Origin of the sequence: Enterobacter cloacae complex sp. 277I4 (genome assembly GCF_050031465.1) — a bacterium.
Classification (GTDB): domain Bacteria; phylum Pseudomonadota; class Gammaproteobacteria; order Enterobacterales; family Enterobacteriaceae; genus Enterobacter; species Enterobacter cloacae.
On sequence record NZ_JBLGWC010000001.1, the window covers coordinates 886,936 to 909,570 of the forward strand.

General features: G+C 54.0%; 17 protein-coding genes, 2 tRNA genes and 2 rRNA genes. 13 read left to right on the forward strand and 8 right to left on the reverse strand.

Annotated elements, in window-relative coordinates; all coding sequences use genetic code 11:
* The first annotated feature begins 29 nt into the window (after positions 1-29).
* The 5 genes from dnaE (at position 30) to tilS (ending at position 8,517) form a co-directional block, all read left to right on the forward strand.
* Entirely contained in the window at positions 30-3,512 is a 3,483-nt protein-coding gene (gene dnaE / locus ACQG19_RS04180; protein WP_246932929.1) for a DNA polymerase III subunit alpha, read from the forward strand.
* 12 nt (positions 3,513-3,524) lie between these two features.
* Positions 3,525-4,484: an acetyl-CoA carboxylase carboxyl transferase subunit alpha gene (gene accA, locus ACQG19_RS04185; protein WP_013095666.1), complete on the forward strand. Its 960-nt coding sequence runs from the start codon at positions 3,525-3,527 to the stop codon at positions 4,482-4,484.
* Positions 4,485-4,584: 100 nt separating this feature from the next.
* Positions 4,585-6,717 carry a lysine decarboxylase LdcC gene (locus tag ACQG19_RS04190; protein WP_029883819.1) on the forward strand — a complete coding sequence of 711 codons (2,133 nt, stop codon included), beginning with the start codon at positions 4,585-4,587 and terminating at the stop codon, positions 6,715-6,717.
* A gap of 65 nt (positions 6,718-6,782) precedes the next feature.
* Positions 6,783-7,172: a VOC family protein gene (locus ACQG19_RS04195; protein ID WP_013095668.1), complete on the forward strand. Its 390-nt coding sequence runs from the start codon at positions 6,783-6,785 to the stop codon at positions 7,170-7,172.
* 58 nt (positions 7,173-7,230) lie between these two features.
* The gene (gene tilS, locus ACQG19_RS04200; RefSeq protein WP_139937164.1) at positions 7,231-8,517 is read left to right on the forward strand and encodes a tRNA lysidine(34) synthetase TilS; all 1,287 of its coding nucleotides are present in this window, start codon (positions 7,231-7,233) and stop codon (positions 8,515-8,517) included.
* A 28-nt stretch (positions 8,518-8,545) separates the two neighbouring features.
* On the opposite strand, the gene rof is transcribed toward tilS, so the two are convergent.
* Positions 8,546-8,806, reverse strand: coding sequence for a Rho-binding antiterminator (rof, locus tag ACQG19_RS04205; RefSeq protein WP_014830722.1), 261 nt, complete (start codon positions 8,804-8,806; stop codon positions 8,546-8,548).
* A complete protein-coding gene (locus ACQG19_RS04210) occupies positions 8,793-8,993 on the reverse strand; it encodes a YaeP family protein (RefSeq protein ID WP_008501889.1) in 201 nt (66 codons plus the stop codon). Before ACQG19_RS04210 ends, rof begins: the two co-directional genes overlap by 14 nt.
* Before the next feature lie 196 nt (positions 8,994-9,189).
* On the opposite strand from ACQG19_RS04210, the gene ACQG19_RS04215 reads away from it, so the two are divergent.
* Genes ACQG19_RS04215 through nlpE form a run of 3 tightly spaced genes read left to right on the forward strand, consistent with a single transcriptional unit; the run spans position 9,190 to position 10,886 of the window.
* Positions 9,190-9,735, forward strand: coding sequence for a YaeQ family protein (locus ACQG19_RS04215; RefSeq protein WP_040022781.1), 546 nt, complete (start codon positions 9,190-9,192; stop codon positions 9,733-9,735).
* Positions 9,732-10,154, forward strand: a complete 423-nt coding sequence (gene arfB, locus ACQG19_RS04220; RefSeq protein ID WP_020688557.1) for an alternative ribosome rescue aminoacyl-tRNA hydrolase ArfB — start codon at positions 9,732-9,734, stop codon at positions 10,152-10,154. The genes ACQG19_RS04215 and arfB overlap by 4 nt, the downstream gene beginning before the upstream one ends.
* Before the next feature lie 33 nt (positions 10,155-10,187).
* A complete protein-coding gene (gene nlpE / locus ACQG19_RS04225; RefSeq protein WP_013095674.1) occupies positions 10,188-10,886 on the forward strand; it encodes an envelope stress response activation lipoprotein NlpE in 699 nt (232 codons plus the stop codon).
* A gap of 48 nt (positions 10,887-10,934) precedes the next feature.
* Here the strand turns inward: nlpE and proS are convergent, their stop codons facing one another.
* The 6 genes from proS to metN all read right to left on the reverse strand — a co-directional run bounded on the left by proS (position 10,935) and on the right by metN (position 16,515).
* Entirely contained in the window at positions 10,935-12,653 is a 1,719-nt protein-coding gene (proS, locus tag ACQG19_RS04230) for a proline--tRNA ligase (protein ID WP_222169219.1), read from the reverse strand.
* A gap of 112 nt (positions 12,654-12,765) precedes the next feature.
* Positions 12,766-13,473, reverse strand: a complete 708-nt coding sequence (tsaA, locus tag ACQG19_RS04235; RefSeq protein WP_020688560.1) for a tRNA (N6-threonylcarbamoyladenosine(37)-N6)-methyltransferase TrmO — start codon at positions 13,471-13,473, stop codon at positions 12,766-12,768.
* Positions 13,470-13,874, reverse strand: a complete 405-nt coding sequence (gene rcsF / locus ACQG19_RS04240) for an Rcs stress response system protein RcsF (protein ID WP_023621752.1) — start codon at positions 13,872-13,874, stop codon at positions 13,470-13,472. Before rcsF ends, tsaA begins: the two co-directional genes overlap by 4 nt.
* A 106-nt stretch (positions 13,875-13,980) precedes the next feature.
* Positions 13,981-14,796, reverse strand: coding sequence for a methionine ABC transporter substrate-binding lipoprotein MetQ (gene metQ, locus ACQG19_RS04245; RefSeq protein WP_013095678.1), 816 nt, complete (start codon positions 14,794-14,796; stop codon positions 13,981-13,983).
* A gap of 41 nt (positions 14,797-14,837) precedes the next feature.
* On the reverse strand, positions 14,838-15,491 hold the full coding sequence (locus ACQG19_RS04250) for a methionine ABC transporter permease MetI (protein ID WP_003856130.1): 654 nt from the start codon (positions 15,489-15,491) through the stop codon (positions 14,838-14,840).
* Positions 15,484-16,515 (reverse strand): methionine ABC transporter ATP-binding protein MetN, encoded by a 1,032-nt coding sequence (metN, locus tag ACQG19_RS04255; RefSeq protein ID WP_023621751.1) that lies wholly within the window; start codon positions 16,513-16,515, stop codon positions 15,484-15,486. The genes ACQG19_RS04250 and metN overlap by 8 nt, the downstream gene beginning before the upstream one ends.
* 188 nt (positions 16,516-16,703) lie before the next feature.
* Between metN and gmhB the strand changes: the two genes are divergently transcribed.
* From gmhB to ACQG19_RS04280, 5 genes are all read left to right on the forward strand, one after another.
* Positions 16,704-17,270: a D-glycero-beta-D-manno-heptose 1,7-bisphosphate 7-phosphatase gene (gmhB, locus tag ACQG19_RS04260; protein WP_246932931.1), complete on the forward strand. Its 567-nt coding sequence runs from the start codon at positions 16,704-16,706 to the stop codon at positions 17,268-17,270.
* A 372-nt stretch (positions 17,271-17,642) separates the two neighbouring features.
* A 16S ribosomal RNA gene (locus tag ACQG19_RS04265) occupies positions 17,643-19,182 on the forward strand.
* Positions 19,183-19,251: 69 nt separating this feature from the next.
* Positions 19,252-19,328, forward strand: a tRNA-Ile gene (locus ACQG19_RS04270).
* 107 nt (positions 19,329-19,435) lie between these two features.
* Positions 19,436-19,511 (forward strand) — tRNA-Ala (locus ACQG19_RS04275).
* 170 nt (positions 19,512-19,681) lie between these two features.
* Positions 19,682-22,584: ribosomal RNA gene (locus ACQG19_RS04280) — 23S ribosomal RNA — on the forward strand.
* Together the 16S and 23S rRNA genes with 2 tRNA genes alongside form the textbook arrangement of a ribosomal RNA operon.
* Positions 22,585-22,635 lie beyond the last annotated feature (51 nt).

Sequence of the window (22,635 nt, forward strand, 5' to 3'; positions counted from 1 at the left end):
CAAGCAATTAAGTAACGCGGAATCTGAAGATGGCTGAACCACGTTTCGTACACCTGCGGGTGCATAGCGACTACTCCATGATCGATGGGCTGGCGAAAACCGGGCCGCTGGTAAAAAAGGCGGCCTCACTGGGTATGCCTGCGCTGGCGATCACCGATTTTACCAACCTGTGTGGTCTGGTGAAGTTCTACGGAACGGCGCATGGCGCGGGGATGAAACCCATCGTCGGAGCTGATTTTCATGTGCAGAGCGAACTGCTCGGCGACGAAATGACGCAAATTTCCGTGTTAGCGATGAACAACACGGGTTATCAGAATCTCACCCTGCTTATCTCCAAAGCCTACCAGCGAGGCTACGGCGCCCTGGGGCCATGGATTGACCGGGACTGGCTGGCGGAGCTGAACGAAGGGTTATTGCTGATCTCCGGCGGCCGCATGGGTGATGTGGGCAAATGCCTGCTGCGCGGCAATAGTGCGCTGGTGGATCAGTGCGTATCATTCTACGAAGAGTACTTCCCGGATCGTTATTATCTGGAGCTGATCCGCACCGGCCGCCCGGATGAAGAGAGTTATCTCCATGCCGCCGTGGCGCTTGCGGAAGCGCGCGGGCTGCCCGTGGTGGCAACCAACGATGTACGCTTCCTTGAGGCCGGGGATTTCGACGCTCACGAGATTCGCGTGGCGATCCATGATGGCTTCACCCTCGACGATCCGAAGCGCCCGCGTAATTATTCTGCTCAGCAGTACATGCGCAGCGAAGAGGAGATGTGTGAACTCTTCTCTGACATCCCGGAAGCGCTGGAAAACAGCGTTGAAATCGCCAAGCGCTGTAACGTTACCGTGCGTTTGGGTGAGTATTTCCTGCCGCAGTTCCCGACCGGGGAAATGACCACGGAAGACTTCCTGGTCATGAAATCCAAAGAAGGTCTGGAAGAACGCCTTGAATTCCTTTTCCCGGATGAAGAAGAGCGTAAAAAACGCCGTCCGGAGTATGACGAGCGCCTGGATATTGAACTTCAGGTTATCAACCAGATGGGCTTCCCGGGCTACTTCCTGATCGTAATGGAGTTTATCCAGTGGTCGAAGGATAACGGCGTGCCGGTTGGTCCAGGACGTGGTTCCGGTGCCGGGTCACTGGTGGCCTATGCGCTTAAGATCACTGACCTCGACCCGCTGGAATTTGACCTGCTGTTCGAACGTTTCCTTAACCCGGAACGTGTCTCCATGCCCGACTTCGACGTCGACTTCTGTATGGAAAAACGTGACCAGGTTATTGAGCACGTGGCGGATATGTATGGCCGTGACGCGGTATCGCAGATCATTACCTTCGGTACGATGGCGGCAAAAGCGGTTATCCGCGACGTGGGCCGCGTGCTGGGGCATCCGTACGGCTTCGTCGATCGCATCTCTAAGCTGGTGCCGCCCGATCCGGGGATGACGCTGGCAAAAGCGTTTGAAGCCGAGCCGCAGCTGCCGGAAATCTACGAAGCTGACGAAGAAGTCAAAGCGCTGATCGACATGGCGCGTAAGCTGGAAGGCGTCACGCGTAACGCCGGTAAACACGCGGGTGGTGTGGTTATCGCCCCGACCAAAATTACCGACTTTGCGCCGCTCTATTGTGACGAAGCGGGGCAGCACCCGGTTACCCAGTTTGATAAGAACGACGTTGAATACGCCGGGCTGGTGAAGTTCGACTTCCTCGGTCTGCGTACGCTTACCATCATCAACTGGGCGCTGGAGATGATCAACGCCCGCCGCGAGAAGAACGGCGAGCCGCCGCTGGATATCGCGGCTATCCCGCTGGATGACAAGAAAAGTTTCGACATGCTGCAGCGCTCGGAGACCACCGCGGTCTTCCAGCTTGAATCCCGTGGCATGAAAGATCTGATTAAACGTCTGCAGCCTGACTGCTTCGAAGATATGATCGCACTGGTGGCGCTGTTCCGTCCGGGACCGCTGCAGTCGGGGATGGTAGATAACTTTATCGACCGTAAGCATGGTCGGGAAGAGATTTCCTACCCGGACGTTCAGTGGCAGCACGAAAGCCTGAAGCCGGTACTGGAGCCAACCTACGGCATTATCCTGTATCAGGAACAGGTCATGCAGATTGCTCAGGTGCTCTCCGGCTATACCCTCGGCGGCGCGGATATGCTGCGTCGTGCAATGGGTAAGAAAAAGCCGGAGGAGATGGCCAAGCAGCGCTTTATTTTTGAAGATGGCGCGAAGAAAAACGGCATTGACGGCGAACTGGCAATGAAAATCTTCGACCTGGTGGAGAAATTCGCCGGGTACGGATTTAACAAATCGCACTCTGCCGCCTATGCTTTGGTGTCGTATCAAACCCTGTGGCTGAAGGCGCACTATCCCGCTGAATTTATGGCGGCGGTAATGACCGCCGATATGGATAACACCGAGAAGGTGGTTGGCCTGGTGGATGAGTGCTGGCGCATGGGACTGAAGATCCTGCCGCCGGACATTAACTCGGGTCTTTACCATTTCCACGTTAACGACGACGGAGAGATCGTGTACGGGATCGGCGCGATCAAAGGCGTAGGTGAAGGGCCGATCGAGGCGATCATCGAAGCGCGTAATAACGGTGGTTATTTCCGCGAGCTGTTTGATCTGTGCGCCCGCACCGATACCAAAAAACTGAACCGCCGCGTGCTGGAAAAACTGATCATGTCCGGCGCGTTCGACAGGCTGGGGCCGCACCGCGCCGCGCTGATGAACTCGCTTGGCGACGCGCTGAAAGCCGCGGATCAGCACGCAAAAGCGGAAGCCATTGGCCAGGCGGACATGTTCGGCGTGCTGGCGGAAGAGCCAGAGCAGATCGAGCAGTCTTACGCCAGCTGTCTGCCGTGGCCAGAACAGGTGGTGCTGGATGGTGAGCGTGAAACGTTAGGCTTGTACCTGACGGGGCACCCGATCAATCAGTACATCAAAGAAATTGAGCGCTATGTCGGAGGCTACAGGCTGAAAGACATGCATCCGACAGAACGTGGTAAAATCACCACGGCTGCGGGGCTCGTGATTGCTGCAAGGGTTATGGTCACCAAGCGCGGCAATCGTATCGGCATCTGTACCCTGGATGACCGTTCCGGGCGTCTGGAGGTGATGTTATTCACCGACGCGCTGGATAAATACCAGCAATTGCTGGAAAAAGACCGCATACTTATCGTCAGCGGACAGGTCAGCTTTGATGACTTCAGCGGGGGGCTTAAAATGACCGCCCGCGAAGTGATGGACATTGACGAAGCCCGGGAAAAATATGCTCGCGGGCTTGCTATCTCGCTGACGGACAGGCAAATTGATGACCAGCTTTTAAACCGACTCCGTCAGTCTCTGGAACCCCACCGCTCGGGGACAATTCCAGTACATCTCTACTATCAGAGGGCGGATGCACGTGCGCGGTTGCGCTTTGGTGCAACGTGGCGTGTCTCTCCGAGCGATCGTTTACTGAACGATCTCCGTGGCCTCATTGGTTCGGAGCAGGTGGAACTGGAGTTTGACTAATACAGGAATACTATGAGTCTGAATTTCCTTGATTTCGAACAGCCGATTGCTGAGCTGGAAGCGAAAATCGATTCTCTGACAGCGGTAAGCCGTCAGGATGAAAAACTGGATATTAACATCGACGAAGAAGTGCATCGTCTGCGCGAAAAAAGCGTAGAACTGACGCGCAAAATCTTTGCCGATCTCGGCGCATGGCAGATCGCCCAGTTGGCGCGTCACCCACAGCGTCCGTACACCCTGGATTATGTCCGCCTGGCGTTTGACGAATTTGACGAACTGGCAGGCGACCGCGCTTACGCTGACGATAAAGCTATCGTCGGTGGTATCGCTCGTCTGGATGGACGTCCGGTGATGATCATTGGCCATCAGAAAGGCCGTGAAACCAAAGAGAAGATCCGTCGTAACTTTGGTATGCCGGCACCAGAAGGCTACCGTAAAGCTCTGCGTCTGATGGAGATGGCTGAGCGTTTCAATATGCCCATCATCACTTTTATCGACACCCCGGGTGCTTACCCAGGCGTGGGCGCGGAAGAGCGCGGTCAGTCTGAAGCCATCGCACGTAACCTGCGTGAGATGTCTCGCCTGAAGGTGCCTGTCATCTGTACCGTCATCGGTGAAGGTGGTTCCGGTGGTGCGCTGGCGATTGGCGTGGGCGATAAAGTGAATATGCTGCAGTACAGCACCTATTCCGTTATCTCTCCGGAAGGGTGTGCCTCTATCCTGTGGAAGAGCGCCGATAAAGCGCCTCTGGCTGCAGAAGCGATGGGCATCATTGCCCCACGCCTGAAAGAGCTGAAGCTGATCGATACCGTCATCCCTGAACCTCTGGGTGGTGCGCATCGTAAGCCGGAAGTGATGGCCGCTTCCCTGAAAGCGCAGCTGCTGGCCGATCTGGCGGACCTGGATGTGCTGAGCAAAGAAGACCTGCTCAATCGTCGTTACCAGCGTCTGATGACCTACGGTTACGCGTAAGCTTCACAATTATCTGAAAAGCCGCACACTGTTGCGGCTTTTTTTATACCTGCGGTTTACCCTGGCTATGCTTAGCTAATGTTTTTTAAGGAGGAAGCCCGTGAATATTATTGCCATTATGGGGCCACACGGCGTCTTTTATAAAGATGAGCCCATCAAGGAGCTGGAGCAGGCCCTGCAGTCACGTGGCTATCAGCTGATCTGGCCGCACAACAGCGCTGACCTGCTGAAGTTCATTGAGCACAACCCGCGGATCTGTGGCGTGATCTTCGACTGGGATGAGTACGACCTGGAGCTGTGCAGCGATATCAACAAGCTGAATGAATATCTCCCGCTGTATGCGTTTATCAATACCCACTCGACCATGGACGTCAGTGCCCAGGATATGCGGATGGCGCTGTGGTTTTTCGAATACTCACTCGGCGTGGCCGAAGATATTGCGGCCCGCATTCAGCAATATACCGGCGAATATCTGGATAACATCACGCCACCGTTTACCCGGGCGCTGTTTACCTATGTGAAGGAAGGGAAGTACACCTTTTGCACGCCTGGTCATATGGCGGGGACGGCTTATCAAAAAAGCCCGGTTGGCTGTCTGTTCTATGATTTCTTCGGCGGTAACACCCTGAAAGCGGATGTATCGATTTCGGTTACCGAGCTTGGCTCATTGCTGGATCACACCGGTCCACATCTGGAAGCCGAAGAGTACATCGCCCGCACCTTTGGGGCCGAGCAGAGCTATATGGTGACCAACGGTACGTCGACGTCAAACAAAATCGTCGGCATGTATGCCGCCCCGGCCGGAAGTACGTTACTCATCGACCGTAACTGCCATAAGTCGCTGGCGCATCTGCTGATGATGAGCGATGTCGTACCGCTCTGGCTGTCACCCACGCGTAACGCGCTGGGGATCCTGGGGGGAATTCCGCGCCGTGAATTCACCCATTCAGCCATAGAAAATAAGGTGGCGGCGATCCCCGGCGCAAGCTGGCCGATCCACGCGGTGATCACCAACTCCACCTATGACGGATTGCTGTATAACACCAACTGGATCAAACAGACGCTGGATGTCCCCTCGATCCACTTTGATTCCGCGTGGGTGCCTTATACCAATTTTCACCCCATCTACGCGGGTAAAAGTGGAATGAGTGGCGAACGTGTGCCGGGCAAAGTGTTTTTCGAAACGCAATCGACGCACAAAATGCTGGCTGCGTTTTCCCAGGCCTCGCTTATCCATATCAAAGGTGAGTACGACGAAGAGACGTTTAACGAAGCGTTTATGATGCACACCACCACCTCACCAAGTTATCCGCTGGTGGCCTCCATTGAAACGGCTGCGGCGATGCTGCGCGGCAATCCGGGTAAACGTCTTATCAATCGCTCTGTAGAGCGCGCGCTGCATTTCCGCAAAGAGGTTCAGCGGTTAAAAGATGAGGCTGAGGGCTGGTTCTTTGATATCTGGCAGCCGGAAGAGATTGACGAGGCGGAGTGCTGGCCGGTCGCGCCGGGTGAAGAGTGGCACGGCTTCCGTGATGCCGATGCCGACCACATGTTCCTCGACCCGGTAAAAGTGACCATCCTGACGCCGGGCATGGATGAACAGGGTAACATGAGCGACGAAGGTATTCCGGCCGCGCTGGTGGCGAAATTCCTTGATGAGCGCGGCGTGGTGGTGGAGAAAACCGGACCGTATAACCTGTTGTTCCTGTTCAGCATTGGGATTGATAAAACCCGCGCGATGGGTTTGCTACGTGGGCTGATGGAGTTTAAGCGTGCGTACGATCTGAACCTGCGCGTGAAGAACATGCTGCCGGATCTCTATGCGGAGGATCCTGATTTTTATCGCAATATGCGTATACAGGATCTGGCCCAGGGGATCCACAAACTGATCCGCCAGCACGATCTGCCGCGCCTGATGCTGCAGGCGTTTGACGTCTTGCCTGAGATGAAACTGACGCCGCACAAAGCCTGGCAGCGACAGGTGAAAGGGGAGGTAGAAACCGTTGAGCTGGAAAATCTGGTGGGACGCGTCTCGGCCAATATGATCCTGCCTTATCCACCGGGCGTACCGCTGCTGATGCCGGGAGAGATGATCACCGAAGAGAGCCGTGCGGTGCTCGATTTTCTGCTGATGCTCTGTTCTGTCGGGCGTCACTACCCGGGCTTCGAGACGGATATCCACGGTGCGAAACGTGATGAAAATGGGGTTTACTGGGTGCGAGTCCTAAAATAAAGGTGGCTGCTTGCCAGGGGCGGGTTTTCGGTTGTAACGTTCAGGCATCATAAAAAGGAGAAGCTATGCTGGGTTTAAAACAGGTTCATCATATTGCGATCATTGCCACCGATTACGCCAAAAGTAAGGCCTTTTATTGCGACATTCTGGGCTTTACGCTGTTAAGCGAGGCCTATCGTGTGGAGCGCGACTCCTGGAAAGGCGATCTGGCGTTAAACGGGCAGTATGTCATTGAACTTTTCTCTTTTCCTTTCCCACCTGCGCGTCCGTCCCGTCCGGAAGCCTGCGGCCTGCGCCATCTGGCTTTTAGCGTGGATGATCTTGACCGTGCGGTAAAACATCTTGAAGAACATGGCGTGAAGTGCGAAGCGATTCGTGTCGATCCGTTTACCGATAAGCGTTTTACTTTTTTCAACGATCCGGACGGTCTTCCGCTGGAGCTTTACCAGCAGTAAGCGCCATCCTGTGTGATAATACCCGCTCTGTTCGGGCATTTTTTATGTGTAATTCTCTATGACCCTACCCGCTATTGCGCAAGCCGTTTCACCGTACCGCCAACTGCTGGTGGGATTTAGCGGTGGCCTGGATTCCACGGTGTTGCTCCATCGCCTCAAACTCTGGCGCGATCAACAGCCTGACGTTCAGCTCCGGGCGATGCATATCCATCATGGGCTGAGTCCTCATGCCGACGCCTGGGTTGCGCACTGTGAAGCGGTGTGCTCGGCCTGGGCGATCCCGCTTGAGATTAAACGGGTGGTGCTCAGAGATGAAGGGCTCGGTATTGAAGCGCACGCGCGTAAAGCGCGCTATGCCGCATTTACCGCGGCATTACAGCCCGGTGAAGCGCTGGTCACGGCACAGCACCTTGACGACCAGTGCGAAACCTTTTTGCTGGCGTTAAAACGGGGAAGTGGCCCGGCGGGGCTCTCCGCCATGCCTGAACGCTCTGATTTTGCCGGGACGCAATTATTACGTCCGCTGCTTGGCGAGTCGCGCGCATCGCTGGAGGCCTGGGCGCAGCAATATCAGCTGAGCTGGATTGAAGATGAGAGCAATCAGGACGATGGCTACGATCGTAATTTCCTGCGTCTGCGTGTTTTGCCGTTACTGACCGCACGCTGGCCGCACTTTGCAGACGCGACAGCACGAAGCGCCCTGCTGTGTGCCGAACAGGAGAGCCTGCTGGATGAACTGCTGAGTGAAGAACTGGCTGAACTGATTTCGGTAAACGGGGCGTTGGCGATCGCACCGCTGGAGGCGATGAGTCCGGTTCGTCGGGCCGCGCTGCTGCGCCGTTGGCTGGCCTCTCACCGTGCCACGATGCCATCGCGTGCCATGCTGGGACGTATCTGGGACGAAGTCGCCCAGGCGCGGGAGGATGCAACGCCGTGCGTGCACCTGAACGGTTTTGACGTCAGGCGCTATAAAGGCCAGCTGTGGTGGGTGAAATCAACCCCCTCGCTTGCAGATGTGGTGCTCGGCTGGCCATCGCCTGCGAAACCGCTGCTGTTGCCCTGGGATATGGGAAGCTTGTCTCTGGAGACGCCAGGCCATGTGCGTTTACCGAAAGCCGATGAACCGGTCACCGTGCGCTTTAAGGCCAGCGGTATGCTGCACATTGTCGGACGTAACGGTGGAAGGAAGCTCAAAAAAATCTGGCAGGAGTGCAATGTGCCGCCCTGGTTGCGCGATACCACGCCGTTACTTTTTTACGGTGAAACGCTGATTGCGGCGGCAGGGGTGTTCATTACAGAAGAGGGCTGGGCAGAATCGGGCGTGGGTCTGGAGTGGAAAGCGTAACGGGCAGCCAGGCTGCCCGTTAGTGTCATCAGGATTCGCTCACCACGACGGTGCCGATTTGCGGGTGGCTGAAGCTGGCAATTTTGTCCAGGCGTAGCTCACGCGTCGCACCGGCGTCTTCCACTATCAGATATTCCACATTCTTACGTGAAACCAGGTCGCTGGCTTTCGCCTTCAACACTTCGCCATCTTTTAACTCCAGCGTCAGTATTAAATGATGCTGGCAGGCGAGTTCGAGGTTGTCATAGTCATCACAATTGATGGGTTGATAAGTATCATTCATCGACATAATCGCTCACCAGTAAATTCGCCGCAGCATACGCTGCTTTTTCCCTGACCGATTCTGAAAGGCTCTCATCAGAGGCCACTTCATTAAGCACTTTCAATACACAGCCCAACGCATCCGGGACATATCCCAGATCTCCGCTGGCGATTTCCGCATACCGTTTGCGAATTAGCTCACAATAATTATTCACATCCCCTCCCGCCAGCGCACTGACTTACTGTGAGATATCATTAAGCCTACGAAGATAAACTCGGTTTAGCAAGGTGACTATACCATACTCATTTAAGCAATATCAGAGCCTTGATGGCGCCGTATTCATCACGGCGTAACAGCCTTTTGCCGCTGTTTTCGCTACAATGTGCGCCTGATTCGAAAGGAGTTCACCCATGGCGCTGAAAGCGACAATTTATAAAGCGGTGGTCAATGTGGCTGACCTTGACCGCAACCAGTTTCTGGATGCGTCACTGACGCTGGCGCGTCACCCCTCTGAAACCCAGGAGCGCATGATGCTGCGCCTGCTGGCGTGGATTAAATATGCCGACGAGCGTCTGCAGTTTACCCGTGGCTTAAGCGCAGAAGACGAGCCGGAAGCCTGGCTGCGTAACGATCATCTGGGTATCGATTTATGGATTGAACTTGGTCTGCCGGATGAGCGCCGCCTTAAAAAGGCGTGTACCCAGTCTGCGGAAGTGGCGCTATTCGCGTACAACCAACGCGCTGCGGAAATCTGGTGGCAGCAAACCAAGAGCAAGTGCGGTCAGTTTAAAAACCTCACGGTCTGGTATCTGGATGATGAACAACTGGCGCAGCTGAGCGAATTCGCCAGCCGGACGATGACTCTGCAGGCGACGATCCAGGACGGCGCTATCTGGCTTTCTGACTCTCAGAATAATCTGGAAATTCATCTGACGGCGTGGCAGCCTGCTTCATGATCGTGTTGTCCCGAAACGTCAGCATCCCGGACAATGAGCTGGAGATCACCGCCATCCGTGCGCAGGGGGCGGGGGGACAGCACGTTAACAAGGCTTCAACCGCTATCCATTTGCGCTTTGACATTCGGGCCTCAAGCCTGCCAGAGTATTATAAGGAAAGTCTGCTCGCTGCCAGCCATCATCTGATCACCAGCGACGGTGTCATTGTGATCAAGGCGCAGGAGTACCGTAGCCAGGAGTTAAACCGGGAAGCGGCAATTGCCAGACTGGTGGCGGTGATAAAAGAATTAACTGCGGTGCAAAAAAGCCGTCGGGCAACGCGGCCAACCCGCGCATCGAAAGAGCGTCGGTTGTCGTCAAAGGCTCAGAAATCCACAGTGAAAGCACTACGCGGTAAAGTTCGTCGCCCTTTGGATTGACGAAAAGGAACACTATTTCATAAGGAATTCATTGTGAAAAAAGCATTATGGTCAGCGTTGGCAGTGAGTACGCTCTTTGCGCTTTTCGGATGTAACAACCGTTCGGAAACGCAGGTCCTGCAGCCCACGCAGAATGAAGAGTTAAAGCCAATGCAGCAGAGCTGGCGCGGCGTACTGCCTTGTGCCGACTGTGAAGGCATTGAGACGTCGCTGTTCCTGCAAAAAGACGGTACGTGGGTCATGAATCAGCGGTATCAGGGCGCGAAAGAACCCTCCTCTTTTGCGACTTACGGGACATGGGCACGCACGGCCGAGAAGCTGGTGTTGACCGATACGAGCGGCGAGAAAACGTATTTCCGCGCCAAAGGCGAGGGGATGGAGATGCTCGACCGTGAAGGCAACCCGATTGAATCCCAGTTCAACTACACGCTGGCTCCGGTGAAAGCGGCGCTGCCGGCCACGCCGATGCCGATGCGGGGCATGTATTTCTATATGGCTGATGCGGCCATCTTTACAGACTGCGCAACGGGTAAGAAAGTGAGCGTGGCGAACAATGCCCAGCTGGAACGGGATTATGCGGTCGCACGCGGAAATGACAGTAAGCCGGTATTATTGACGGTCGACGGTCACTTTACGCTGGAGCCAAACCCGGATAGCGGCGAGTTGGTGAAAACCCTTGTGGCAGATAAAGACGCGAAGTTCGCGGCAGGCAAAGACTGTAACAGTAAATAACGATGGCTTTGCGCCATGAAAAAACCCCGCCTGAGCGGGGTTTTTTATTTAACCTTTGATGGCTTTTACCAGGTAATCAAGGATATCACCAGTCTTGATCATCTGTTTTTCGCCGCTACGACGGTATTTATATTCAATCTCGTCGCTGTCGAGGTTACGGTCACCGATAACGATGGTATGAGGAATACCAACCAGTTCCATATCAGCAAACATCACGCCCGGACGTTCTTTACGGTCGTCCATCAGCACTTCGATACCCTGCGCGCGCAGCTCTGCGTACAGTTTCTCAGCCAGCTCCTGCACACGGTAAGACTTGTGCATGTTCATTGGCAGGATCGCCACCTGGAACGGCGCGATGTTATCCGGCCAGACAATGCCACGCTCGTCGTAGTTCTGCTCAATCGCCGCAGCCACCACGCGCGTTACCCCGATACCGTAGCAACCCATGGTCAGGATCTGGTTACGGCCATCTTCACCCTGAACGGCAGCGTTCAGCGCACGGGAATATTTATCGCCCAGCTGGAAGATATGGCCCACTTCGATGCCGCGTTTAATCATCAGGGTGCCCTGGCCATCCGGGCTTGGATCGCCTGCAACAACGTTGCGAATATCCGCCACTTCTGGCGTTGCCACATCGCGATCCCAGTTGATGCCAAAGTAGTGTTTACCATCAATGTTAGCGCCTGCAGCGAAGTCGCTCATCGCCGCAACCGTGCGGTCAATCACAACAGGCACAGGCATATTCACCGGACCCAGAGAGCCTGGGCCTGCGTTTACGACGGCGCGGATTTCTGCTTCCGTTGCGAAGGTCAGTGGGCTGGCAACCTGTGGCAGCTTCTCAGCTTTCACTTCGTTCAGCTCGTGATCACCGCGTACCAGCAGGGCAACCAGCGGGTATGCACTGCCTTCAGTGGATTTCACCAGCAGCGTTTTAACGGTTTTTTCGATCGGCAGCGCAAACTGCTCAACCAGCTCGGCAATGGTTTTGGCATTTGGCGTGTCAACCAGCGTCATTTCCTGGGTTGCCGCGCCGCGTGGTTCTTTTGGTGCCAGTGCTTCAGCAAATTCAATGTTTGCCGCGTAGTCAGAGGAGTCAGAGAAGATCACATCGTCTTCACCGCTCTGCGCCAGAACCTGGAACTCATGGGACGCGCTACCACCGATAGAGCCGGTATCGGCCTGCACAGCACGGAAATCCAGACCCATGCGGGAGAAGATTTTGCTGTAAGCCTCGTACATTTTGTCGTAGGTCTCTTGCAGAGATTCCTGAGAAGTATGGAAAGAGTAAGCATCTTTCATCAGGAATTCGCGAGAACGCATAACGCCGAAACGTGGGCGAACTTCGTCACGGAACTTGGTCTGGATCTGGAAGAAGTTCAGCGGCAGCTGTTTGTAAGAGCTCAGCTCATTGCGAATCAGATCGGTGATCACTTCTTCATGCGTCGGGCCGAGGACGAACGGACGCTCGCCACGGTCAACGAAGCGCAGCAGTTCAGGGCCATATTGCTCCCAACGGCCGCTCTCCTGCCACAGGTCAGCGGGCTGAACCACGGGCATGGACACCTCGATAGCACCGGCGTTATTCATCTCTTCACGCACGATGTTTTCGACTTTTTTCAGGACGCGCACGCCGGTCGGCAGCCAGGTGTACAACCCGGAGGCCAGCTTGCGGATCATCCCGGCGCGCAGCATCAGCTGGTGGCTGATGACTTCGGCGTCGGCAGGTGTCTCCTTCAGTGTGGAGAGCAGATATTGGCTAGTACGCATGTTGTTACGGTTCCATTTCGACGATTGGAACAGGCTGAAACGCCAGCCTGACACAAAAAAAGTGGTTTAGTTTACCAGTGTGGCAAAGATGCCAAAAGAGAGGAGAAGAAAATTACCTGGGTTCCAGGGCAAACACTTCAAAACCGGTCTCTGTCACGCGCCAGCGGACATTAAAATCCAGCAGCCAGACGGCGTAGGTTTTCCCGGCTTCCTCTTCTTTACGGTAGGCTGGACGCGGATCCTGCGCCAGAACGTCTACGATAAAGTCCCGCAAACGGGGATAGCGCTTTTCCAGTTGGCCAATTTGCGTAAGCAGTTCTGGCGTAAAGTGAACAGGCATATCCGCCTGCGGTGCTTGCTGGGCGTAGCTGGCCCGGGCATCTGGCAACGCTTCGGCAAAAGGCAGATAGGGTTTAATGTCGATAACCGGGGTGCCATCAACCAGGTCAAGGCTGCCTAACTCCAGTATCACCTGATCTTTCTGACAGCGTATTCCTTTCAGTTCAACCAGCGACATGCCGATCGGGTTTGGACGAAAGGTTGAGCGAGTCGCGAATACCCCCATCCGGGCATTTCCGCCCAGACGAGGAGGGCGCACCGTAGGACGCCAGCCACCGTCCATCGTCTGGTGAAACACAAAAACAACCCATAGATGGCTGAACGCCTCAAGCCCGCGCACCGCATCGGCCTGATTATAGGGCGCAATCAAGTGAAGTTCACCGCTGCCGCTGGTGACCAGACCCGGCTGGCGTGGCACGGCAAACTTCTCTTTGTAAGGAGAGCGGATAACGCCTATCTGTTCGAAATGAAAGGCACTCATTTCGCCGAAATGGTCAGCGCCGAACCAATACACACCGCCTGACGATAGCAGCCTGGTGTCCCGCTGGTGACTTCACAGCTGTGCAACAGTACCGCGTTAGCTTTCATTTTGGCCGCGTTGATCTGCATACGTTTACGGGCTGTCGGAATGTTGGGTGGGGAGTCCTGATTGGTAGCCTGACAGGATTCACCGCTCACCTCACCGAGCTCACGGAAAGGCTTGCCCACGAGGTCGTCGGCTTTGGTAATGATACGTACCGGCGCAGGGCGAGGCGCTTTAGGTTTAACGGGCTCTGCTTTTGGCGGGGTTGCAGTGCTTTGAACGGGTTCAACTGGAGATCTGCTTAGCATAGAACAGCCGCTCAGCATCAGTGCTAAAAGACAGATCGGTAAAGCACGCATAATAATTCCTCAGTGGATAATCAAAACGTCAGATATTGAATCAGTTGACTGCACAAATGACAAGACGGGCAGAAGCCCGTCTTGATGATATTACACTGAGGTCAGATTACCAGCCTTTAACCGCGCCGCCGTTAAACACTTTGTTGGCTTCCTGGTAAACTTCTTCAGACTGATAAGCCTGAACGAATTTCTTCACGTTTTCCGCGTCTTTGTTGTCTTCACGGGTCACGATCAGGTTAACGTACGGGGAATCTTTGTCTTCCACAAAGATGCCGTCTTTTGCCGGGGTCAGGCCAATCTGGCTGGCGTAGGTAGTGTTGATAACAGCCAGGGCGATCTGCGCATCGTCCAGAGAGCGTGGCAGCTGTGGCGCTTCCAGCTCAACAATTTTCAGATTTTTCGGGTTCTCGGTCACGTCGAGAACGGTCGGCAGCAGGCCAACGCCGTCTTTCAGTTTAATCAGGCCCACTTTCTGCAGCAGCAGCAGGGAACGGCCCAGGTTAGTTGGGTCGTTTGGCACAGCAACCTGAGAGCCTGGCTGCAGTTCGTCCAGCGATTTAATCTTCTTGGAGTAGCCCGCGATTGGGTAAACGAAGGTGTTACCCACAGCAACCAGTTTGTAACCGCGATCCTTGATCTGCTGATCCAGATACGGTTTGTGCTGGAAGGCGTTGGCGTCAATATCGCCTTTGCTCAGCGCTTCGTTCGGCAGAACGTAATCGTTGAAGGTCACCAGCTCAACATCAAGGCCATACTTCTCTTTTGCCACTTTCTGAGCGGTTTCAGCAACCTGCTGTTCTGCACCCACGATAACGCCCACTTTAATGTGGTTTGGATCTTTTTCGTCCTGACCACAACCCACCAGTGCCAGAGAGCCGATCAGCGCGCCTGCTGCAGCAAAGGTCTTTAATTTAAACGCCATGTTTTTATCCTTAACTCGTCGAGTTTGTGTTGTGTGTAACGTTATTTGTGCGTAACAGCCCGGACGATGCGATCGCCAGAGAACTGGATGAGATAAACCAGTACAACCAGCAATACCAGAACGGTATTCATTACGGTAGCGTTATAACCAATATAGCCGTACTGGTAACCAATCTGGCCTAAACCGCCAGCGCCAACGGCACCGCCCATCGCGGAATAACCGACCAGGGTGATAAGCGTAATGGTTGCCGCATTCACCAGGCCTGGCAGTGCTTCCGGCAGCAGAACCTTGCGCACGATCTGCATCGGCGTTGCGCCCATTGCGCGGGAAGCTTCGATCAACCCGGTTGGAATTTCAAGCAGGGCGTTTTCCACCATACGCGCGATAAACGGCGCGGCGCCAACCGTCAGGGGAACAATGGCCGCCTGCAGACCAATAGAGGTGCCGACAATCACGCGGGTGAATGGAATCATCCATACCAGCAGAATAATAAACGGGATAGAACGGAAGATGTTCACCAGCGCAGAGAGCGTACGGTACAACTTCGCGTTCTCAATGATTTGACCCGGACGCGTCACGTACAGCAGTACGCCGACCGGCAGGCCAATCACAAAACCAAAGAAACCGGATACAAAGGTCATTGCCAGCGTTTCCCAAACGCCGCGAACCAGCAGCCACATCATCGGCTCAGACATAACCCAGTACCTCTATTTTTACGTGATGTTCTTGCAGCCAGGCAATTGCCGCCTGGGTTTCTTCTTGTGTGCCGTGCATTTCCGTCAGCATGATGCCGAACTTCACGCCACCGGCGTAATCCATCTGCGCGCTGATGATGTTGTTGTTCACATTGAAGCGGCGCGCGGTTTCGGAAAGCAGCGGGGCATCAACGGACTGACCGGTGAACTCCATTCGCAGCATCGGGACGCTGTCCGTCGTGGGTTCGGTTTTCAAACGCTCCAGATAATCTTCCGGAATATCCAGATGCAGTGTGGACTGAATAAATTGCTGCGCCAGCGGGGTCTTAGGATGTGAAAACACTTCACTTACCGTGTCCTGCTCAATCAGTTCACCGTTGCTGATCACGGCAACACAGTCACAGATGCGTTTTACGACATCCATCTCGTGGGTAATAAGGAGGATCGTCAGGCCGAGACGACGGTTAATGTCTTTCAGCAGTTCCAGAATAGAACGGGTGGTGGCCGGGTCTAATGCGCTGGTGGCTTCATCGCACAGCAGCACTTTGGGATTGCTTGCCAGCGCACGGGCAATGGCTACACGCTGTTTTTGTCCGCCAGACAGATTGGCCGGGTAGCTATCATGTTTATCACCCAGACCGACGAGATCCAGCAGCTCGGTTACGCGACGCTTAACCTCATCTTTAGGCGTGTTGTCGAGCTCCAGCGGTAAGGCGACGTTGCCGAACACTGTGCGTGACGCCAGCAGGTTAAAGTGCTGGAAGATCATGCCAATCTGGCGACGCGCTTTGGTCAGTTCTTTTTCTGAGAGCGCGGTCAGTTCTTGTCCGCCAACTTCTACGCTGCCCTGGGTTGGGCGCTCAAGCAGGTTAACACAACGGATCAGTGTACTTTTACCTGCACCCGATGCGCCAATGACGCCATAAATCTGACCAGCAGGAACATGCAGGCTGACATTGTTCAGCGCCTGAATGGTTCGGTTCCCCTGCTGGAACACTTTGGTGATATTGGAAAGTTTAATCATTAGATTATTTTTATCGTATGTAAGTTAGCCGTGGCATTTTCGTCTGCCAGATACGGGTGATGCCCGTAAACAAAACGGATGTTAAGGCATCCAGACGTCTAAATCAATCCAACTCTGTGCGATGAGCACTTTATTGCGCTGCGATTCATGAGATACTAGCTGAACACGCCTTTTTCAGGAGCAAACCGGTGGCAAAATCAGTACCCGCAATTTTTCTCGATCGTGATGGCACTATTAATGTGGATCACGGTTATGTTCACGAGATTGACGAGTTCGAATTTATCGAAGGCGTTATCGATGCCATGCGCCAGCTAAAAGAGATGGGCTATGCGCTGGTGGTTGTCACCAACCAGTCTGGTATCGCGCGTGGCAAATTTACCGAAGCGCAATTCGAAACGCTGACGGAATGGATGGACTGGTCTCTTGCCGACCGCGGTGTTGATCTTGATGGCATCTATTATTGTCCTCATCACCCGCAGGGAACGGTAGAAGAGTATCGCCAGACCTGTGATTGCCGTAAGCCGCACCCGGGGATGTTTATCTCGGCGCAGGAATTTTTGCATATTGATATGGCCGCTTCTTATATGGTGGGCGATAAAATGGAAGATATGCAGGCGGCAACCGCGGCGGGTGTGGGTACCAAAGTATTAGTTCGCACCGGCAAACCCGTGACGCCAGAAGCAGAGACTGCAGCGGATTGGGTGATTAATAGCCTGGCCGATCTGCCTGAAACGATCAAAAAGCACCAAAAATAGGCTTTTTGGCGAAAAGATGAGCGGTTGAAATAAAAATGCATATTTCCGCTTGTCATTCCCCGGAGGCCCCCTATAATGCGCCTCCATCGACACGGCGGATGTGAATCACTTCACAAACAACCCGGTCGGTTGAAGAGAAAAAATCCTGAAATTCAGGGTTGACTCTGAAAGAGGAAAGCGTAATATACGCCACCTCGCGACAGAGCGCTGAAGCGCGTCGCAACTGCTCTTTAACAATTTATCAGACAATCTGTGTGGGCACTCAAAGTGACATGGATTCTTAACGTCCTCGGACGAAAAAATGAATACCAAGTCTCAACGAGTGAACACGTAATTCATTACGAAGTTTAATTCATTGAGCATCAAACTTTTAAATTGAAGAGTTTGATCATGGCTCAGATTGAACGCTGGCGGCAGGCCTAACACATGCAAGTCGAACGGTAGCACAGAGAGCTTGCTCTCGGGTGACGAGTGGCGGACGGGTGAGTAATGTCTGGGAAACTGCCTGATGGAGGGGGATAACTACTGGAAACGGTAGCTAATACCGCATAACGTCGCAAGACCAAAGAGGGGGACCTTCGGGCCTCTTGCCATCAGATGTGCCCAGATGGGATTAGCTAGTAGGTGGGGTAACGGCTCACCTAGGCGACGATCCCTAGCTGGTCTGAGAGGATGACCAGCCACACTGGAACTGAGACACGGTCCAGACTCCTACGGGAGGCAGCAGTGGGGAATATTGCACAATGGGCGCAAGCCTGATGCAGCCATGCCGCGTGTATGAAGAAGGCCTTCGGGTTGTAAAGTACTTTCAGCGGGGAGGAAGGTGTTGTGGTTAATAACCGCAGCAATTGACGTTACCCGCAGAAGAAGCACCGGCTAACTCCGTGCCAGCAGCCGCGGTAATACGGAGGGTGCAAGCGTTAATCGGAATTACTGGGCGTAAAGCGCACGCAGGCGGTCTGTCAAGTCGGATGTGAAATCCCCGGGCTCAACCTGGGAACTGCATTCGAAACTGGCAGGCTGGAGTCTTGTAGAGGGGGGTAGAATTCCAGGTGTAGCGGTGAAATGCGTAGAGATCTGGAGGAATACCGGTGGCGAAGGCGGCCCCCTGGACAAAGACTGACGCTCAGGTGCGAAAGCGTGGGGAGCAAACAGGATTAGATACCCTGGTAGTCCACGCCGTAAACGATGTCGATTTGGAGGTTGTGCCCTTGAGGCGTGGCTTCCGGAGCTAACGCGTTAAATCGACCGCCTGGGGAGTACGGCCGCAAGGTTAAAACTCAAATGAATTGACGGGGGCCCGCACAAGCGGTGGAGCATGTGGTTTAATTCGATGCAACGCGAAGAACCTTACCTGGTCTTGACATCCACAGAACTTTCCAGAGATGGATTGGTGCCTTCGGGAACTGTGAGACAGGTGCTGCATGGCTGTCGTCAGCTCGTGTTGTGAAATGTTGGGTTAAGTCCCGCAACGAGCGCAACCCTTATCCTTTGTTGCCAGCGGTCCGGCCGGGAACTCAAAGGAGACTGCCAGTGATAAACTGGAGGAAGGTGGGGATGACGTCAAGTCATCATGGCCCTTACGACCAGGGCTACACACGTGCTACAATGGCGCATACAAAGAGAAGCGACCTCGCGAGAGCAAGCGGACCTCATAAAGTGCGTCGTAGTCCGGATTGGAGTCTGCAACTCGACTCCATGAAGTCGGAATCGCTAGTAATCGTAGATCAGAATGCTACGGTGAATACGTTCCCGGGCCTTGTACACACCGCCCGTCACACCATGGGAGTGGGTTGCAAAAGAAGTAGGTAGCTTAACCTTCGGGAGGGCGCTTACCACTTTGTGATTCATGACTGGGGTGAAGTCGTAACAAGGTAACCGTAGGGGAACCTGCGGTTGGATCACCTCCTTACCTTAAAGAACCTGCCTTTGCAGTGCTCACACAGATTGTCTGATGAAAAACAGCAGTAAAAACCTCTACAGGCTTGTAGCTCAGGTGGTTAGAGCGCACCCCTGATAAGGGTGAGGTCGGTGGTTCAAGTCCACTCAGGCCTACCAAATTTTCCCTGATACTGCGTTGCGGCAACGCTCACATACTGATGTATGCGTCGCGTTACCACGCCTTGTCTCAGGAAAAATTACCGGTACAGAGGTTTGCAAACGATGGGGCTATAGCTCAGCTGGGAGAGCGCCTGCTTTGCACGCAGGAGGTCTGCGGTTCGATCCCGCATAGCTCCACCATCTTTTACTGCGAACACTAGAAAACTTCAGAGTGAACCTGAAAAGGTGCACTGCGAAGTTTTGCTCTTTAAAAATCTGGATCAAGCTGAAAATTGAAACGACACACAGTTAATGTGTGTTCGAGTCTCTCAAATTTTCGCAATCAGAAGTGAAACATCTTCGGGTTGTGAGGTTAAGCGACTAAGCGTACACGGTGGATGCCCTGGCAGTCAGAGGCGATGAAGGACGTGCTAATCTGCGAAAAGCGCCGGCGAGGTGATATGAACCCTTGACCCGGCGATGTCCGAATGGGGAAACCCAGTGTGATTCGTCACACTATCGTTAACTGAATACATAGGTTAACGAGGCGAACCGGGGGAACTGAAACATCTAAGTACCCCGAGGAAAAGAAATCAACCGAGATTCCCCCAGTAGCGGCGAGCGAACGGGGAGCAGCCCAGAGTCTGAATCAGCTTGTGTGTTAGTGGAAGCGTCTGGAAAGTCGCACGGTACAGGGTGAAAGTCCCGTACACGAAAATGCACAGGCTGTGAACTCGAAGAGTAGGGCGGGACACGTGGTATCCTGTCTGAATATGGGGGGACCATCCTCCAAGGCTAAATACTCCTGACTGACCGATAGTGAACCAGTACCGTGAGGGAAAGGCGAAAAGAACCCCGGCGAGGGGAGTGAAAAAGAACCTGAAACCGTGTACGTACAAGCAGTGGGAGCACCTTCGGGTGTGACTGCGTACCTTTTGTATAATGGGTCAGCGACTTATATTCTGTAGCAAGGTTAACCGTATAGGGGAGCCGAAGGGAAACCGAGTCTTAACTGGGCGTTAAGTTGCAGGGTATAGACCCGAAACCCGGTGATCTAGCCATGGGCAGGTTGAAGGTTGGGTAACACTAACTGGAGGACCGAACCGACTAATGTTGAAAAATTAGCGGATGACCTGTGGCTGGGGGTGAAAGGCCAATCAAACCGGGAGATAGCTGGTTCTCCCCGAAAGCTATTTAGGTAGCGCCTCGTGAACTCATCTTCGGGGGTAGAGCACTGTTTCGGCTAGGGGGCCATCCCGGCTTACCAACCCGATGCAAACTACGAATACCGAAGAATGTTATCACGGGAGACACACGGCGGGTGCTAACGTCCGTCGTGAAGAGGGAAACAACCCAGACCGCCAGCTAAGGTCCCAAAGTCATGGTTAAGTGGGAAACGATGTGGGAAGGCCCAGACAGCCAGGATGTTGGCTTAGAAGCAGCCATCATTTAAAGAAAGCGTAATAGCTCACTGGTCGAGTCGGCCTGCGCGGAAGATGTAACGGGGCTAAACCATGCACCGAAGCTGCGGCAGCGACACTATGTGTTGTTGGGTAGGGGAGCGTTCTGTAAGCCGTTGAAGGTGGCCTGTGAGGGTTGCTGGAGGTATCAGAAGTGCGAATGCTGACATAAGTAACGATAAAGCGGGTGAAAAGCCCGCTCGCCGGAAGACCAAGGGTTCCTGTCCAACGTTAATCGGGGCAGGGTGAGTCGACCCCTAAGGCGAGGCCGAAAGGCGTAGTCGATGGGAAACAGGTTAATATTCCTGTACTTGGTGTTACTGCGAAGGGGGGACGGAGAAGGCTATGTTAGCCGGGCGACGGTTGTCCCGGTTTAAGCATGTAGGCGGAGGTTCCAGGTAAATCCGGTACCTTTTAACGCTGAGGTGTGATGACGAGGCACTACGGTGCTGAAGTAACAAATGCCCTGCTTCCAGGAAAAGCCTCTAAGCATCAGGTAACACGAAATCGTACCCCAAACCGACACAGGTGGTCAGGTAGAGAATACCAAGGCGCTTGAGAGAACTCGGGTGAAGGAACTAGGCAAAATGGTGCCGTAACTTCGGGAGAAGGCACGCTGATATGTAGGTGAAGCCCCTGCGGGTGGAGCTGAAATCAGTCGAAGATACCAGCTGGCTGCAACTGTTTATTAAAAACACAGCACTGTGCAAACACGAAAGTGGACGTATACGGTGTGACGCCTGCCCGGTGCCGGAAGGTTAATTGATGGGGTTAGCGGTAACGCGAAGCTCTTGATCGAAGCCCCGGTAAACGGCGGCCGTAACTATAACGGTCCTAAGGTAGCGAAATTCCTTGTCGGGTAAGTTCCGACCTGCACGAATGGCGTAATGATGGCCAGGCTGTCTCCACCCGAGACTCAGTGAAATTGAACTCGCTGTGAAGATGCAGTGTACCCGCGGCAAGACGGAAAGACCCCGTGAACCTTTACTATAGCTTGACACTGAACACTGGTCCTTGATGTGTAGGATAGGTGGGAGGCTTTGAAGCGTGGACGCCAGTCTGCGTGGAGCCGTCCTTGAAATACCACCCTTTAATGGCTGGTGTTCTAACGTAGACCCGTAATCCGGGTTGCGGACAGTGTCTGGTGGGTAGTTTGACTGGGGCGGTCTCCTCCCAAAGAGTAACGGAGGAGCACGAAGGTTAGCTAATCCTGGTCGGACATCAGGAGGTTAGTGCAATGGCATAAGCTAGCTTGACTGCGAGAGTGACGGCTCGAGCAGGTGCGAAAGCAGGTCATAGTGATCCGGTGGTTCTGAATGGAAGGGCCATCGCTCAACGGATAAAAGGTACTCCGGGGATAACAGGCTGATACCGCCCAAGAGTTCATATCGACGGCGGTGTTTGGCACCTCGATGTCGGCTCATCACATCCTGGGGCTGAAGTAGGTCCCAAGGGTATGGCTGTTCGCCATTTAAAGTGGTACGCGAGCTGGGTTTAGAACGTCGTGAGACAGTTCGGTCCCTATCTGCCGTGGGCGCTGGAGAATTGAGGGGGGCTGCTCCTAGTACGAGAGGACCGGAGTGGACGCATCACTGGTGTTCGGGTTGTCATGCCAATGGCACTGCCCGGTAGCTAAATGCGGAAGAGATAAGTGCTGAAAGCATCTAAGCACGAAACTTGCCCCGAGATGAGTTCTCCCTGAGACTTAAAGTCTCCTGAAGGAACGTTAAAGACGATGACGTTGATAGGTCGGGTGTGTAAGCGCAGCGATGCGTTGAGCTAACCGATACTAATGAACCGTGAGGCTTAACCTTACAACGCCGAAGATGTTTTGGCGAAGAGACAGAATTTCAGCTTTGATTCAG